Source organism: Nocardia arthritidis (assembly GCF_011801145.1).
Classification (GTDB): domain Bacteria; phylum Actinomycetota; class Actinomycetes; order Mycobacteriales; family Mycobacteriaceae; genus Nocardia; species Nocardia arthritidis_A.
Genome location: NZ_CP046172.1, coordinates 8,010,490 through 8,024,510, shown reverse-complemented (window position 1 = coordinate 8,024,510; position 14,021 = coordinate 8,010,490). Strand labels below are relative to the sequence as shown.

Below are 14,021 nucleotides of genomic sequence, written 5' to 3'. Positions count from 1 at the left end.
ATCGAACAATTTGTGGTGACCGGTCTGTTCGGCATTCGCCGGAAATTGACCCGACCCAATTCGCTTCGGTAAGGGAATAATTCGGAGGTATGACTATCTCCATCATCTTGGTGCCGACCGGCGTTGCCGAGGCCGCGAAGGCCGCCGCGCCCGTCGCCGTGCAGGGGTCGATGATGTGCCCGGTGTCGACGCGCCTGCGCGACCCTCGGTTGCTCGCGCTCGCACTGGAAGATGCTGGGGCGGCGAAGGTCGTGGTGGGGGCGGATGCGATAGATGCCACCTGGCCGGACCTCGCCGCCCGGCTGCAGCGCGGCGCGGACGGGATCCGGCTCGCCCGTTTCACCGGCACGACGGACGAACGGCGCTGTGCCGAGACGGTTTCGGCGATAGACAGAGCGTACGGTCATCGCGTGCAGCAGGAGGTGCTGCGCAAACTTCGCGATCGCGCCCCCGCGGCGGGGATGGCGCTGGTTTCGGAAACCACGAACAGCGACGATTCGGTGACGATGATCCTGGAGGTGCGACAGTGAATGATGCGGAACGTATTACGGTGGTCGTCGGTCCAGATGGTGGGGTACGCGCCGAAACTCACAACATCGTCGGCGAAAAATGCCTGAACTGTCTGGCTATTCTGGAAGATCTGCTCGACTCGCCCGATGCCGAGCTGGATTTGACCGGCGATTGGTCGAATTTCCCGATGCCCGACGAGATTCGACACAATCGCGAATAGCGGCGCCCGGGATGCCCCGATAATCCGGGCCGGGCGTCGGGTCGGGGCCGGTCACTACAGTGCGGCCATGAGTGATGTGGTGGTGCGGCGGGCCCGGGGTGCGGACGCGCCGGTGATCGCGTACCTGAATCGGGTGACCGACCGGAGCGATACGGTCGACGTGCCGACGCACCGCTATGTGAAGCCGGTGGGGTGACCGCAGGGTGGGCGGAAACCGACCCAAGGGTAGGCAGTGGCGCGGGCGTGCGGTTCCTATCCTTTAGTCGGATGCTCGAAACGACCAGGAGGATCGTTGGGCGCGAAATATCTGCTGCCGCTTGCGTTGTGTGCCGTGGCCTGGGGCGCGGGGTGTGCGCCGGATTCCGAGAACAGCCCGGTCACGGTGGTGAGCTCCGTGCCGGGAAGTACGGCGGGCGTCACCCCGACGCCGGTGCCGGGCGGTGATGCGGCGGTGCGTCCCTGTGTCTCGGGGCAGGTCGCGGTCACCGCGTCGGAGATATCGCCCGGATCGACGCATCGCGGTGTGCGACTGGGGTTTTCGGTTGTGCGCCCGGGCGAGCGCTGCACACTGCGCGGGTATCCTGGCGTCGATTCCGGGGCCGGCGGGCCGCTGCTGCACGCGACCTGGACCGAGCGCGGCTACCTGGGTGGTTTGGCGCAGGGCGCCCAGATCGCCACGGTGACGCTGGACGCCACGCACGGCGCGCACGCGGTGGTGGAGGGCCGGGCGACCGACGATGTGGGCAACCAATGTCCGTTCTACACGGAATTGCTTGTGACACCGCCGAATACGACCGATGGCGTACGGGTTCCCGCGCGGATCGACACCTGCGAACTGACCGCGCATCCGGTGGTGGGCGACGACGGCCCGTAGCGGGTTCCGGTCAAACCGCAGAACCGGAGCAAAGTACTCCAGTTAAGGAGTAGGCTGCCCTATGTCGACATGCCCGGGCAAAACCATTCATGACCCGAGAGGCGAGGTTCAGATGACCGAAAATGATGCAGCGCCGCAGCGGTTCGATCCGACAAAACTCGATTTCGAGACCGCTTACCAGAGGAGTGCAATCGTCGAAGGCGTCGTGCTGGAGCGAATGCCGTGGGAGATCGGCAGGCCTCAGCCGGAGCTGCTCGAAGCCGAGAAACAGGGCCGCATCTCCGGTGAGGTGCTCGACATCGGTTGCGGCCCAGGCGATTCCTCGGTGTACCTGGCCGGCCTCGGCTACCGGGTGACCGGGCTGGATATCGCGCCGACCGCGATCGAGGCCGCCCGCAGGCGGGCGGCCGAGCAGAATGTGACAGTGTCGTTCGGCGTCGCCGACGCCACCGAGCTCGACGGTTACGAGAACGGGTTCGACACGGTGGTGAGCAGCTCGCTGTACCACTGCTTGGAGCCGGATAAACAGCGGAAATACGTAGCGGCGATGGCGCGGGTGCTGCGGCCCGGCGGGCGGCTCATCCAGTTCACCTTCTCGAAGGTGCCCGGCAGCGAGGCGTACTCGCCCTTTGCGAGCACCGAGGAGGAGGTGCGCGCGGCGTTCGCCGCACCGGAGTGGTCGATCGAGGAGTTGCGCAGCGGTGCGGTGATCGCGACGCCGCTGCCGCCCGAGGCCGTGGCGGCCATGGCGCCGAATGGCCGTCTCGACGTCGAACTCGACGCCGACGGCATGATGGTGCTGCCGGTGTTCGTGCTGTACGCGAAACGGGCCTAGCCGAGCGTGCGCCTGCGGTGGTCCGCTCGTCGATTACTTTTTCGGCCGCGCGTCGTCAGAACTGCTGACACAGTGCGTGACCACGAAGGAGTTTTCGATGCGCAAGATCACCGCAGGCCTGTTCATCTCGCTCGACGGCGTGATTCAGGACCCACAGAACTGGCATTTCCCCTACTTCAACGACGAGATGGGCGCGGCGGTCAACGATCAGCTCGGCGCCGCCGACACCGTGCTTTTCGGACGCAAGACCTACGAGGGCTTCGCGGCCGCGTGGCCGGAGCGTGAGCTGGCCGGCGAGGCCGACGCGGGTATGGCGAAGAAATTGGGCGACGCCCGCAAGATCGTCGTCTCCAGCCAGGACCTGCAATTCAGCTGGCGCAATTCCGAGCAGCTGAAGGGCGATCTGATCGAGGCGGTGACCGCGCTCAAGAACGAGCCGGGCGGCGATATCGGGTTGAGCGGTTCGATTTCGGTGGTCCGGCAGCTGCTGGCCGCGGGCCTTCTCGACGAACTGCACCTGCTGGTGCACCCCATCGCGCTGAACGAGGGCGACCGCCTCTTCGGTGTCGGCGAGGCGGTGCCGCTGCGCCTGATCTCGGCCACCCCATTCGAAACCGGTGTCGTGCACCTGGTCTACGGCCCGGACGACAAGGTTCGGGAGGGCGGCTACGAGACGGCGAGGGAGCATCTGCCGCAGGACTGACCCCGCACGAAATCGCTTGCGGCGAAGTCTTTTTCAGGATTCACCGGTTGCCGCGCGGAGCAGGTCGCGCAGGGTTTTCTGATCCTGTGGCGAGAGCGCGGCCAAGGGGGAGTGGCTGCCGAGCAGCTCCACCGCCGCGGTTCTGCGCTGTCTACCCGCCTCGGTGAGGACGATCTGTTTGGCGCGGCGGTCGGTGGGGTGGGGTTCGCGGCGGATGAGATCCAGCTGCTCGAGGCGGTCCAGGACGAAAGTGGCATTCGATGGTTCACAGAACATGCGCGCGGCCAGTTCCCTGGCCGTGATCGGCTCCGAAAGTTCGCGCAGGGCAATGACTTGCGAGGCGGTGAGGCCGAGTTCGTCGGCGACGCGGCGGGCGTGACCGCCGAGGCTATGGGTGAACTGGTGGGCCAGTTTGCAGATGGCTCGATCGAGTTCGCTGTCCACCGCGGGTCCGGATTGCCTGGTCACACGGTCGAGTCTAGCCGGATGCTTCGAACTGTGATAGTTCTAACTCACATCATTTGAGTTAGAACTACATGGAGATGTGATGCGCCCTGCGTTGCTCGCGCTGATGATGGTGGTATTCGGGCTCACCACCGGGGAATTCGTAATAGCCGGGATCCTGCCCGAGGTCGCCGACGGACTATCGGTGCAGGTCGGCACGGCGGGCGGGTTGGTGAGCGGGTACGCGATCGGCATGATCGTCGGCGGGCCCGTGCTCACGCCGCTGACCGCTCGGGTGGCGCGAAAGCGTTTGGTGGTCGGGCTGGTGCTGTTCGCGGTGCTGGCGAATCTGGGTTCGGCCGTCGCGCCGAACTATCCGCTGCTGCTGGTCGGCCGCTTCGCCGCGGGACTGGTGATCGCGACCTTCTTCGCGGTCGCGGTCGCCACCGCGGTGGCGACCGCCGAACCCGGCCGGGAGGCGTCGTCCGTCGCGCAGGTGGCCATGGGCATGAACCTCGGCATCGTGCTCGGCACCCCGCTGGGCACGGTCGTCGGGCATGCGTTCGGGTGGCGGTCGACCTTCGTCGCGGTGGCGCTGTGCATCGCGGCGGCGTTGCTGTTCGTCCTTCGGTACATGCCCGAATTGCCAATGGAGTCAGGCGAATCCGGTTGGCGTGAGCTGCGGGTGTTCACCGATCGCGCCGTGCTGTGGGCGATCGCGCTCAGCGCGGCGGGGAATATCGGTGTGGCAATGGTTTTCACCTACATCACTCCGCTGCTCACCGGGGTAGGCGGTTTCGCCGCCGGCGTTGTTCCGGTGCTGCTGCTGGTTTACGGCGCGGGCGCGGTGGTCGGCAATCGGCTCGGCGGCCGGTTGGCCGACCGCGCGCTGCTGCCGTCGCTGATCGGCCTGCTGGCTGCGCTGATCGCGGTGCTCGTCCTGCTCTGGGTGGCCGATGCGACCCAATGGCTCACCGCGGCATTGGTTTTCGTACTCGGCGCATTGGCCTTCGCGATCATCCCCGGCATGCAGACCAGGGTGGTCGCCGCGGCGGGCCGGGCGCCGACCCTCGCGGTCGCGGTGAACGCGTCCGGATACCAGGTGGCCGCGGCCTGCGCGGGTTGGCTCGGCGGGAGCGTGATCGAGAACGGTCCGGGCCTGCGCTCGATATATCTTGTCGGAGCGGCATTTACAGTTCTCGGACTGCTCGTCGCGGTGCGGATGCTGCGTGCCGATCGGCGCGCGTTGGCCGAGGTGTGAGCGGCCTACCCCGCGAGAAGCGCGCTCGCGACGATGCCGCCGGTGACCGCCTTGGTCAGATAGTGGGTGGAGTCATGTGGTTTCGCGCCGTTGTCGACGGATTCCGGTGTAACAGGGGCGATTCCGGCACCGGAATGCGCCGGGAAGTAGGGCGCCAGATCGAGATGGGCGGCGACCAGATCGTCGCGGTCGACCAGATTGTGCCAGCCGACAACGGATTTCGGTACCGATGGCGGCTGCGGTCGCAGCCGGTCGTATACGACCGTGCGCAGGCCGAGTGGTGAGCCGAGCGTCAAGAGCGCGACCCGGTGATCGGTCCGGTGCAGCGCCTCGTAGGCCACCACCGAACCCAGCGAGTGACCGATCACCAGCCTGGTCTCCGGACCGATGTGCGCGAGCACCTGATCCTGGGCGTGCGCGCGCAGGGATTCGTCGGTGAAATAGCGGCTCACCTGGGACAGCGCCCGCCATACGAATTTCTCCGCGAGCCCGATGCCGAACGGTGCGAACCAGCGCAGCCGGACCAAGCCGTTGAGCGCGGGACGCAATAGCGCCGCCGCACCCTGCGCATTCGATGGCGGTGGGGCGGTATATCGTCGCGCGGCGCCGCGATCGCGGGCGTCCTCGGCGTACTCGGCGGCATTGGCCAACCAGAGCTCGGCGAGCCGTTCCATCAGCGCGAGTTGTTCCTCGTCCAGGTCGCCGATGCCGACGCCCTGGGCGCCCCGCACCAGGAAACGATCGCCGTAGAAGGCCATCCTCGCCTCGATATCACCGGGAGATCTATTGCGCCACAGCCGATCCGCCAGCTCGGGCGCGCCGTGCGCACGCACCCCGCCCGCCAGCCCGGGCAGCCACCTGTCCTCCAGCGTGTCGGCGGATTCCTGCTCCTGGGCGATGCCGTGCACCAGCACGATGGTTGCCACCGGTCCACCTTTCTCAAAACGGTTGTTTCCCGCGCCACCGTCCCCGATAGTTTCACTCATGGCCGACAGGTTGGCGCTGGTTATCGGATCGGAATGCGCGAATTTCGGCAGGCTCGGTTTCACCGCCGAACTGGCGGAGGCGCTGCTGCGGGCGCTGACCGAGCTCGGCGGCTGGCGGCCGGTCGGCGACGGCCCGGTGCTCGACCCGACGGTCGCGGAATTGAAGACCCGCCTCAAAGCCGCCTTCCAGCAAGCGGATCGGTGCGCGGCGACGCTGCTGATCGCCTTCATCGGGCACGGCTTCACCACCGGACGCGACGACTTCTTCCTGCTGGCACACGATTCCGAGCTTCCGCTCGACTACGAGAGCGGCCTGCACCTGGTGGACGAGGTCACCAGGCAGCTGACCAACACCGGTTCGCTGGACGGGCTGATCGTGCTCGTAGACGCGTGTGAGGCGGGCCCCGGCGTGCTGGACGCCGGCCGTAAATGGGTGCCACTGCTCGAACAGGGTTCGGGCCGAATGGAATTGCTGGCGGCCTCCGATCGGGGCGACGCGTACGACGGCTGCTTCACCCGAACCATGCTGCGCACCTTCGAAACCGGGCTGCCGGGCAGCGGATCCAATCTGCTGTGCGCCGAACTGGCGCCGGAGCTGAACGCGGCCTGTAGCTCGCAGACGCCGAGGCACCTGTCGTTCAACGGGACCCAGGTGGCTCGCGGCGACCTCGGGCTCTGGCTGGTTCCCAACCGGGCCAGGTCCCGCGATGCGGTAACCGGAAGGCCCGCAGCGGGTTTGGTCGATCATCTGGTGCGCACCGTATCGCTGACCGACGCCGTGCGGGATACGCTGGCGGATCTGGTCGAATCCGGCGATCGGCTACAGGTGCTGACGGGCCCGGCGGGTGCGGGCAAGTCGACGCTGCTCTCACTGCTCATCCGGCCGGGACTGGTCGCCGAACTGAGCGGGGTGAATGCCGAATTCGTCACGGCCGCAGTGTTTCTCGATGTTTCCAGCACGGTCGAGACGATGCACGCCGAGCTGGTGGAACAGCTGGAGACCAGGTTCGGCGCGGAGTTTCGCGATGCGCGGCAGGCGGTGCTCGACGAGCTGGTCGACCGGGAACGCTTCAGCGCGTTCGAGACCGATATCGTGCGGCCGTTGCACCGAATGCAGCGGCCGGGAAGGCGGATCAGGCTGGTGATCGACGGTCTCGACCAACCGGACGAAGGATGCCGGAATAGTGTTATCGAAGCGGTGGGCGTCTTGTCCGGTGACGAGCGGTTGCGCCAGGTGCGGGTGATCGTCGGGGTACGTTCCGGCACCGAGATCGCCGAACATCCGGATCTGGCGCACGCGAGGCGGTTTCGATTGGCCCCGCCCTCGGGGGGCGAGATCCTGAGTGACCTGATTCGCACCCGCGCTCCGATGCCGAGGGAAATCATCCCCATGCTCGGTCGATTACACGACGACTTAGGCGGCGGATGGCTGATAGCCCGGCTTGTCACCGAAATCGACTGGAATGGAAGCGATTCCGAGATGGATGGGCTGGATTCGCTGGTGGCGCGGCGATTCGAGGCCGCTGCGCGACGCCGACCAACATGGGTGATTGTTGAGTTGGCCGCATTGCTCGCGGCAGTGGGGGTCGGCCCGACCGCCCCATTGCGATTGATCCATGCGGCGCTGGCCCAGCTCGGAGAATCGGTCTCCCTATCCCATTTACGCGATGTCGTGGTCGATCTCGGTGTTCTGGTGGCGAGGGGACATCCCGGACAGGACGGGGAGTTGGTCGGGTTGGCCCATCACGCGTTCACCGAGCCGCTGGCGCGGGTGGTGTCCGCGTGCCTACCGGGCGTGATACTCCAGGCGCAACGAGCGTTGTCCGATGTGCTCGATGTCCGTGGCGCACTACGGAGCGGTGTTCTCGGACGCAGGAGTACTGGGGCTGGGGCGCCCGCAGGCGCCGCGGTCCTGGAGCGCCCAGCGCCCACTGGGGACTATGGTGCCGTTGCGGCCGCTGTGGGGCGGGAGGGCGTCAGCCAGGTGGTGCCCGCTGCAGACGGGTACGCGCGACCACCGTGGCGTCGCGTGCGTTCGTCGAATCGGGCGGCGCGACGCAGGGCGAAGGTCGCCCATTTCATCGAACCTCGCCCGTGGGACGACGAATTCGCCGATTACGCACAGCATTCGGGCCCGCGTCACCTGATCGAATGCGGAGACCACCAGCGCGCCATAGCGTTTCTGGATGCCGCCGATTCGCAACGGCGCGCCGTCGACAATCGCATGGCGTGGGAGAGTTGGCTCTCCGTTTTCGAAAACGCACTGCCACTAGACCATTCCGCCGTGCTCACCGCCCGCTCACGGTTGGCCCGGTGGACCGGCTACGCGGGTGAACCGCACCGCGCCCGCGAGATGTGCGCCGACCTCGCCGACTACTGTGCGCAGACGCTCGGCCCCGACCATCCGCAAACACTGCTCGCACGAGCACAACTCGCCGACTGGTACGGCCAAACCAGCGAACCCGCCCGCGCCGCCGCGATATTCATCGAGCTGTTGCCGCGGCTGGAGCGGGCCGGTGACATACGCGAAGTCCTGCGCGCCCGAATGAGTTTGGGTTTCTGGACCGGTCAGACCGGTGACAGCGCCGGTGCGCGCGAACATTACGCCGCCGTATTGCCGGCTATGGAGCGAATATTCGGCCGCAGCCATCCCGAGGTGCTGAATGCCCGCGACCACTATGCCCGCTGGATCGGTGAAACGGGCGATCCGCGCCGTGCGCGGCGGATGATGACGCGACTGGTGCCGCGGTGCCGCACTCGGCTCGGCCGGACACACAACACCACGCTCTGGGCCATGCACAATCTGGCGCTGTGGACCGCGGCCTGCGGTGACGCCGCCTCGGCCATCGAGTTGTACCGGCGGGTGATCGCGGTGCGCGATGAGGTCTCCGGCACCGAACATCCCTCGACGATCGCCACGAAGCTCGCGCTCGCCCGCCTGTATGCCGCGAACGGAAACTATTCCGCCGCACTGGAAGTCGGCGCGCGGCTGCCCGAGATCTGGGACCGCACCTACGGTCCGGCGGATCCGGTCACCGTCGCCGCGACGCGGGAGGTCGCCGAATGGACCGAAAAGCTCAGCGCCACTTGATCGAACAGCCCATGCTGGGCCGGTGCGGTTCCGGTACCGGCTTACCGGCCAGCACCGCCTCGACGGCCGCGTGCAAATCGGCGCCGGTCACCGGCTTGCCGTTGCCCGGGGTGGATTCGTCGAAGGCGCCGCGGTAGGCGAGTTCGAGGTTCGCGTCGTAGAGGAAGAAATCGGGGGTGCACGCCGCATGGAACGCGCGGCCGACGTCCTGGGTCTCATCGATCAAATAGGGGAAGGTCCAACCGGCGCGGATCGCCTGATCGCGCAGCTGCAGCGGCGCGTCGTCGGGGTAGGCGGCGGCATCGTTGGTGCAGATCGCCACCACCGGCATCGCCTCCATGGCGCCCGCTAGTTCGCCGAACGCCGCCTCGATATGTTTTACGTACGGACAGTGGTTGCAGACGAATGCGACCAGCAATCCGGGCCCGTCCGCGTAATCGGCGCCGGTGTGTAGCGCGCCATCGAGATCGGGCAGCGAGAATTCGGGCAGCGGGGTGCCGAGCGGCACCATCAGCGATTCGAGGGCCATGGCGGATGCCTTCCATCCGGTACGGGACGGTGCGAAGCCTAACGCCGTCCCGTGTGCGCGACGGGGAATTCACGGCGGCGAATTCGAATGTTGCGTCGGAATTGGCGGCGCCGTCACGTTGAGCGTTCAAGCGCGGGTTGACGCGGTGTGACGGCGTCCAGATCGCCGGATGTCCGGATTCCGTTTATTTGCCACTTAATTGCCGAATTTCTGACTGAGGTACTGTGCGGCACCGCGACACCTGCTCTGTTCCATTCGATCGCCGAGCCGAGAGGCGGACCTCGTGAAACTGATCTGGATGACGGTTGTGGCACTGATCTCGCTTGCCGTAACCGGCTGTGCGGACGATAAATCCTCGAATGCGGAATCGAGTTCGCCGGCCGCGGCGTCGAGTAATTCCGAATCGTCCGCCGCGCCGACGAGCGAAACCGACGATCCGAGTGGTGGGGTGCGCATCCCGATCGGCGAAACCAAGACGGTGGTGGTGCCCGCCGATGCGGTTCTCGATATCAAGGTGCCCGCGGCTTGGGGCGCCGCGGCATCGGGTTTGCGCTGTTCGGTGCTGGACGGCGCGGGCCGCAACGAGGATCTGCGTTCCTCGGACGTAAAAAAGACGCAGCAGATCTACGGGCACGATTGGATGACCCTGTGGACGTTTTCGGCGCCACCCAACACCGAGCTGACGGTGGGTTGCAAGGATCCGAATTCGAAGATCCCGGCGGATAATCAGAATCCGTATATCAGGGTGATTCCCCGAGGTTTGCTACCACACTGAGCGGGCGGGTGCTCCGCGCCGCGAGACCGGTGTCCGGCGGTCACCCGCATGCCGCCGCCGCGCGGGATCGGCGGCACGACCGGTGGCCGGCCGTTCCTACGCGGCGCGCTCGAACTGCTGCCGGAACACCTTGGCGGCCACCGGCTCGAAGGTCAGGATCCGGGCCAGCCGGTTGCGCAACCAGAGCTGCGACGGCCCTGCCGGAATCAGTAGGGCGCTGCTCAGCTTGGTCGCCCGCTGGTGTTTGGCGACCGTCGGACGCAGGGTGGCCTCGTAGCGGTCGAAGGCGCGGCGGTGGTCGCCCGCGGCCGCCGCGAGTTCGGTGGCGAGCAGGTGCGCACCCGTCAGCGCCAGCGATGCGCCCGCGCCGGACAGCAGGGTCGCGCAGTAGCCCGCGTCGCCCACGAGCGCCACCCGCCCGCTGGACCAGTGCGGGATCCGGATCTGGTCGGCCGCATCGAAATAGAACGATTCGTCGGCGGTGGCCTGCGCGAGCAGTTCGCGCACCCGCCAACCCGGAATGTCGAAGTACTTGCGCAGCAACGCCTTCTGTGCATCGCGGTCGCGGTGATCGAATTCGAGCACGTGCGGCTCGCGCAACATGAAGAAGGCGCCCGCGGTGTCGTGCGCGGCCGAGCGATAGACACCGGCGACCTTGCCGGGAATGTTGTAGAGCGTCACCGTACCCGGCGCACCGAAGGACGAATCCACCTGTGCCGTAGCGAAATACAGGCCGAGGTGGTGTACCGCCCGCGCCTCGGGAATGATCGCGAGATTCCTTACCCGCGAATGCAATCCGTCCGCGCCGATGACCAGATCGAATATCTCGGTGGTGCCGTCGGCGAAGGTGACCGCCACCCCGTCCGGCCGCTGGGTGAGCGCCTCGATGGTCGTGCCGAAGCGGTATTCCGTTTCGTCCGAGGTGATTTCGTGAAGCTTGCGGGCCAGATCACCCCGCATGATCTCGATATCGTCGGCGGTGTTGAACGCGCTGTTGGGCATGGTCGCCACCTGCGCGCCCCGCTCGTCGACGAAGGTGAGTGCCCGGATATCGGTGGCGAGCTCGCGCAGCTCGGGCAGGATGCCCGTCTGCGCGACCAGGCGCACGGCGTCGCCGCGCAGGTCGACGCCGTTGCCGCCCGGACGCAGGGCAGGGGCGAGCTCGACGATCGTCGTGCGGAACCCGTTGCGATTGAGCCAGTAGGCGAGGGCGGGCCCGGCGATACTGGCGCCGGAAATGAGGACGTTGCGGTTGCTTGACATGCTGTGCTCCCGGATCGACTGACCGATGGTCAGTCATTACGGTATGACGCTGACCATCGGTCAGTCAACGGCTACGATCGGGAGATGGACGACGAGAATCATGCGGGCATGCGCGAGCGCATTCTGGCGGTCGCGCTCGATCTGTTCGGCGCGCACGGCTACCACCGCACCTCGGTTCGCGCCATCGCCGAACAGCTCGGCATCACCAAAGCCGGTGTGCTGTACCACTATCCGAGCAAGTACGACATTCTCGCCGGCTTGGCCGAGCCGCTACTCGTCGCGATGGAGCGGACCGTCGCCACCGCCGGACGGGCCGAGCCCGCCGTGGCGCGGCGGATGGTGGTCGAGGGTCTGCTCGATGTCTACCTCGCCCACCGCTATCTGCTGCGGCTGAGCCTCAGCGATCTTGCGATGGCCGGTCCCGGCAGTATTTTCGAGCGATTGCGGACGGCCATGGTGCGGGCCAACGAGCTGGCGGCCGGACCGCATCCGACCTTCGCGGAACGGGTGCGCGCCTCGCAGATCATCGCGAGCCTGGGCGATCCGGTCGTGCTCTACGCGGAGGCGCCGCTCGACGAGCTGCGCGCGGAGGTCCTCGCCGGTATCGAACTCCTGTACGGCGATGGACCGCAGCGGGTTTCGGGACAGCGCGGCCGCCCCGCCGCGCTCACCCCCGAACTCGTCGCGGTGGCCCGGCGGATGAGCGTCGACGAGGGCCGCAGTGTTCCGGAAATCGCGCGGGAACTCGGGGTGTCGCGGGCGACGCTCTACCGATATCTCAAATAAAACGCATTATTGAGACGATATTTTTGAGACATCGCGGTGTGACGAGAATTCGGCTGCCCGCTGTCGGTGGGTGCTTATAGCGTCGAAGGTATGGCGGACGAGACGGCAGGCTATCGCGAACGGCCGTCGCGCATGGCCGGTGCCGTCCTCTGGACCCGCACCGTCGCCGTGCGCGACGCGTCGCATCCCGTCCTGCCCGATGGCTGCATCGATCTCATCTGGTCCGACGGGCGTTTGTTCATCGCGGGTCCGGACACCGCGGCCCAGTACCCGGCCATCCGTCCCGGCGCGAGCCTGGCCGGTATCCGCTTCTATCCGGGCACCGCGCCCGGCCTGCTCGGCGTGCCCGCGCACGAATTGCGGGACCGCCGCGTCGATCTGGACGAGCTGTGGCCCACCGCGACGGCCCGCAGGCTCACCGAGCAGGTGGACGCGGCCGAAGATCGCGGCGCCGCGCTGGAATCCATCGCGCTGGCCAGGGCCGCCGCGGTCGATCCGCCCGATCCCCGGCTGCGCCGCATCGTGACGGCTCTGGACTCGGGCTGGACGATCGCCGCCACCGCCGAGGCGGTCGGCCTCGGCCCTCGGCTGCTGCACCGCCGTTCGCTGGCCGCATTCGGCTACGGGCCGAAAACACTGGCCAGGGTGCTGCGGCTACAGCGGGCGCTGAGGGCGGCGCGCGGCGGCGCGCCGCTGGCCGAGACGGCTGTCGTCACCGGCTTCGCCGACCAGGCGCACCTGTCCCGCGACGTGCGCGAACTGACCGGAATGCCGTTGCGGGAGTTGCTATCTCGCTGACGGCCAGCACGACCGGGCCCAGCATCGCGTAGCGATTCGATGGGGCGGGCTCAGGAATCGAGGGCCGCACACAGGTCGACGCTGTTGCCGTCCGGATCGTGGACCGTGGCGTACCGCTGGCCCCAGAACGCGTCCCACGGCTTCAGCTGTCCGTGGTACCCGGCGGCGGTGAGCTCGTCGTACACGCGATCGACCTCGGCCGGGCTCGCGCACAGGAAGGCGAAACCGATGCGGCCCGGCGAGGCGGGCGGCTGCCATTCGGGGTGGAACGAGCGGACGGTGTCCTCGGTGTCGAGGCACAGTCGCAGGCCGCCGCCCAACTCGGCTTCCACATGCGGTTCGGTTTCGGAGCCCGCGGGGAAGGTCAGTCCGAGCCGGCGATAGAACGCCAGCGCGGCGGTCATATCGTTGACGACGATGCCGATGAAGCTGAGTTGTGGAGTCATATCCGCAGCGTATGGCGCTCGGGCCGGGGCGGTCTTGAAGAAATCGGACGCCCGGGTCAATGCCTGGACACCGGTACCAATTCCGCGATGAGGTTCTCCACCAGGATCCGGATGCGATCGCGGATCGGCCGGATGCCGTCCAGTCCGTGCCCGGCCGGATCGGGCAGATCCCAGTTGCGGTAGCTGATGCCGGGGAAGAACGGACACGCCTCACCACAGCCCATGGTGACGACCACATCGGAAATACCGACCGCCTCGTCCGTCAACGGAGTCGGGCGCCGCTCGGAGATATCGATGCCGAGCTCGGCCATCGCGGCCACCGCGGACGGATCGACGGCCGCCGCCGGTTCGCTGCCCGCCGAACGCACTTCGATGCGATCGCCGGCCAGCGCGGTCAGGAATCCGGCGGCCATCTGCGATCGCGCCGCGTTCTGCACGCAGACGAACAGCACGCTCGGTGTGTGGGTCATGCATCGCCTTTCGCTGGATGGACGGTTCCC

General features: G+C 67.1%; 17 protein-coding genes. 11 read left to right on the top strand and 6 right to left on the bottom strand.

Annotation, left to right across the window (positions count from 1 at the left end; translation table 11 throughout):
- The first annotated feature begins 89 nt into the window (after positions 1-89).
- The 6 genes from F5544_RS36185 to F5544_RS36165 all read left to right on the top strand — a co-directional run bounded on the left by F5544_RS36185 (position 90) and on the right by F5544_RS36165 (position 3,142).
- On the top strand, positions 90-530 hold the full coding sequence (locus F5544_RS36185; RefSeq protein ID WP_167477332.1) for a hypothetical protein: 441 nt from the start codon (positions 90-92) through the stop codon (positions 528-530).
- Positions 527-730: a DUF2997 domain-containing protein gene (locus tag F5544_RS36180; protein ID WP_167477331.1), complete on the top strand. Its 204-nt coding sequence runs from the start codon at positions 527-529 to the stop codon at positions 728-730. The genes F5544_RS36185 and F5544_RS36180 overlap by 4 nt, the downstream gene beginning before the upstream one ends.
- A 67-nt stretch (positions 731-797) precedes the next feature.
- A complete protein-coding gene (locus F5544_RS47195; RefSeq protein WP_275106992.1) occupies positions 798-926 on the top strand; it encodes a hypothetical protein in 129 nt (42 codons plus the stop codon).
- Positions 927-1,022: 96 nt separating this feature from the next.
- Positions 1,023-1,604, top strand: a complete 582-nt coding sequence (locus F5544_RS36175) for a DUF4232 domain-containing protein (protein WP_238846833.1) — start codon at positions 1,023-1,025, stop codon at positions 1,602-1,604.
- Between the two features lie 112 nt (positions 1,605-1,716).
- Positions 1,717-2,439, top strand: coding sequence for a class I SAM-dependent methyltransferase (locus F5544_RS36170; protein ID WP_167477330.1), 723 nt, complete (start codon positions 1,717-1,719; stop codon positions 2,437-2,439).
- Positions 2,440-2,536: 97 nt separating this feature from the next.
- Positions 2,537-3,142 (top strand): dihydrofolate reductase family protein, encoded by a 606-nt coding sequence (locus tag F5544_RS36165; RefSeq protein WP_167477329.1) that lies wholly within the window; start codon positions 2,537-2,539, stop codon positions 3,140-3,142.
- Positions 3,143-3,175: 33 nt separating this feature from the next.
- Here the strand turns inward: F5544_RS36165 and F5544_RS36160 are convergent, their stop codons facing one another.
- On the bottom strand, positions 3,176-3,610 hold the full coding sequence (locus F5544_RS36160) for a MarR family winged helix-turn-helix transcriptional regulator (protein WP_167477328.1): 435 nt from the start codon (positions 3,608-3,610) through the stop codon (positions 3,176-3,178).
- Positions 3,611-3,689: 79 nt separating this feature from the next.
- On the opposite strand from F5544_RS36160, the gene F5544_RS36155 reads away from it, so the two are divergent.
- A complete protein-coding gene (locus tag F5544_RS36155) occupies positions 3,690-4,847 on the top strand; it encodes an MFS transporter (RefSeq protein WP_167477327.1) in 1,158 nt (385 codons plus the stop codon).
- 5 nt (positions 4,848-4,852) lie between these two features.
- On the opposite strand, the gene F5544_RS36150 is transcribed toward F5544_RS36155, so the two are convergent.
- A complete protein-coding gene (locus tag F5544_RS36150; protein WP_167477326.1) occupies positions 4,853-5,773 on the bottom strand; it encodes a lipase family protein in 921 nt (306 codons plus the stop codon).
- Positions 5,774-5,831: 58 nt separating this feature from the next.
- Between F5544_RS36150 and F5544_RS36145 the strand changes: the two genes are divergently transcribed.
- On the top strand, positions 5,832-8,924 hold the full coding sequence (locus tag F5544_RS36145) for a tetratricopeptide repeat protein (RefSeq protein ID WP_167477325.1): 3,093 nt from the start codon (positions 5,832-5,834) through the stop codon (positions 8,922-8,924).
- Here the strand turns inward: F5544_RS36145 and F5544_RS36140 are convergent.
- Entirely contained in the window at positions 8,911-9,453 is a 543-nt protein-coding gene (locus F5544_RS36140; protein ID WP_167477324.1) for a thioredoxin family protein, read from the bottom strand. The two genes, F5544_RS36145 and F5544_RS36140, sit on opposite strands and share 14 nt — an antisense overlap.
- 298 nt (positions 9,454-9,751) lie before the next feature.
- Here F5544_RS36140 and F5544_RS36135 point away from each other — a divergent pair, with 298 nt between their 5' ends.
- Complete coding sequence (locus tag F5544_RS36135; RefSeq protein ID WP_167477323.1) at positions 9,752-10,228, top strand: hypothetical protein; 477 nt, start codon at positions 9,752-9,754, stop codon at positions 10,226-10,228.
- Between the two features lie 96 nt (positions 10,229-10,324).
- Here F5544_RS36135 and F5544_RS36130 read toward each other — a convergent pair whose 3' ends face one another.
- The gene (locus tag F5544_RS36130; protein ID WP_167477322.1) at positions 10,325-11,491 is read right to left on the bottom strand and encodes an FAD-dependent monooxygenase; all 1,167 of its coding nucleotides are present in this window, start codon (positions 11,489-11,491) and stop codon (positions 10,325-10,327) included.
- An 84-nt stretch (positions 11,492-11,575) separates the two neighbouring features.
- On the opposite strand from F5544_RS36130, the gene F5544_RS36125 reads away from it, so the two are divergent.
- Together F5544_RS36125 and F5544_RS36120 are read left to right on the top strand one after the other, a co-directional pair.
- Entirely contained in the window at positions 11,576-12,277 is a 702-nt protein-coding gene (locus F5544_RS36125; RefSeq protein WP_203217425.1) for a TetR family transcriptional regulator, read from the top strand.
- 90 nt (positions 12,278-12,367) lie between these two features.
- Entirely contained in the window at positions 12,368-13,075 is a 708-nt protein-coding gene (locus tag F5544_RS36120; RefSeq protein ID WP_167477321.1) for a helix-turn-helix transcriptional regulator, read from the top strand.
- Positions 13,076-13,125: 50 nt separating this feature from the next.
- On the opposite strand, the gene F5544_RS36115 is transcribed toward F5544_RS36120, so the two are convergent.
- On the bottom strand, positions 13,126-13,521 hold the full coding sequence (locus F5544_RS36115) for a VOC family protein (protein WP_167477320.1): 396 nt from the start codon (positions 13,519-13,521) through the stop codon (positions 13,126-13,128).
- 56 nt (positions 13,522-13,577) lie between these two features.
- Complete coding sequence (locus tag F5544_RS36110; RefSeq protein WP_167477319.1) at positions 13,578-13,991, bottom strand: arsenate reductase ArsC; 414 nt, start codon at positions 13,989-13,991, stop codon at positions 13,578-13,580.
- Positions 13,992-14,021 lie beyond the last annotated feature (30 nt).

Coding starts and splice junctions, on each gene's coding strand:
- F5544_RS36185 (WP_167477332.1), top strand. CDS start 90: ATGACTATCTCCATCATCTTGGTGCCGACCGGCGTTGCCGAGGCCGCG.
- F5544_RS47195 (WP_275106992.1), top strand. CDS start 798: ATGAGTGATGTGGTGGTGCGGCGGGCCCGGGGTGCGGACGCGCCGGTG.
- F5544_RS36170 (WP_167477330.1), top strand. CDS start 1,717: ATGACCGAAAATGATGCAGCGCCGCAGCGGTTCGATCCGACAAAACTC.
- F5544_RS36165 (WP_167477329.1), top strand. CDS start 2,537: ATGCGCAAGATCACCGCAGGCCTGTTCATCTCGCTCGACGGCGTGATT.
- F5544_RS36155 (WP_167477327.1), top strand. CDS start 3,690: ATGCGCCCTGCGTTGCTCGCGCTGATGATGGTGGTATTCGGGCTCACC.
- F5544_RS36145 (WP_167477325.1), top strand. CDS start 5,832: ATGGCCGACAGGTTGGCGCTGGTTATCGGATCGGAATGCGCGAATTTC.
- F5544_RS36140 (WP_167477324.1), bottom strand. CDS start 9,453: ATGGCCCTCGAATCGCTGATGGTGCCGCTCGGCACCCCGCTGCCCGAA.
- F5544_RS36135 (WP_167477323.1), top strand. CDS start 9,752: ATGACGGTTGTGGCACTGATCTCGCTTGCCGTAACCGGCTGTGCGGAC.
- F5544_RS36130 (WP_167477322.1), bottom strand. CDS start 11,491: ATGTCAAGCAACCGCAACGTCCTCATTTCCGGCGCCAGTATCGCCGGG.
- F5544_RS36125 (WP_203217425.1), top strand. CDS start 11,576: ATGGACGACGAGAATCATGCGGGCATGCGCGAGCGCATTCTGGCGGTC.
- F5544_RS36120 (WP_167477321.1), top strand. CDS start 12,368: ATGGCGGACGAGACGGCAGGCTATCGCGAACGGCCGTCGCGCATGGCC.
- F5544_RS36115 (WP_167477320.1), bottom strand. CDS start 13,521: ATGACTCCACAACTCAGCTTCATCGGCATCGTCGTCAACGATATGACC.
- F5544_RS36110 (WP_167477319.1), bottom strand. CDS start 13,991: ATGACCCACACACCGAGCGTGCTGTTCGTCTGCGTGCAGAACGCGGCG.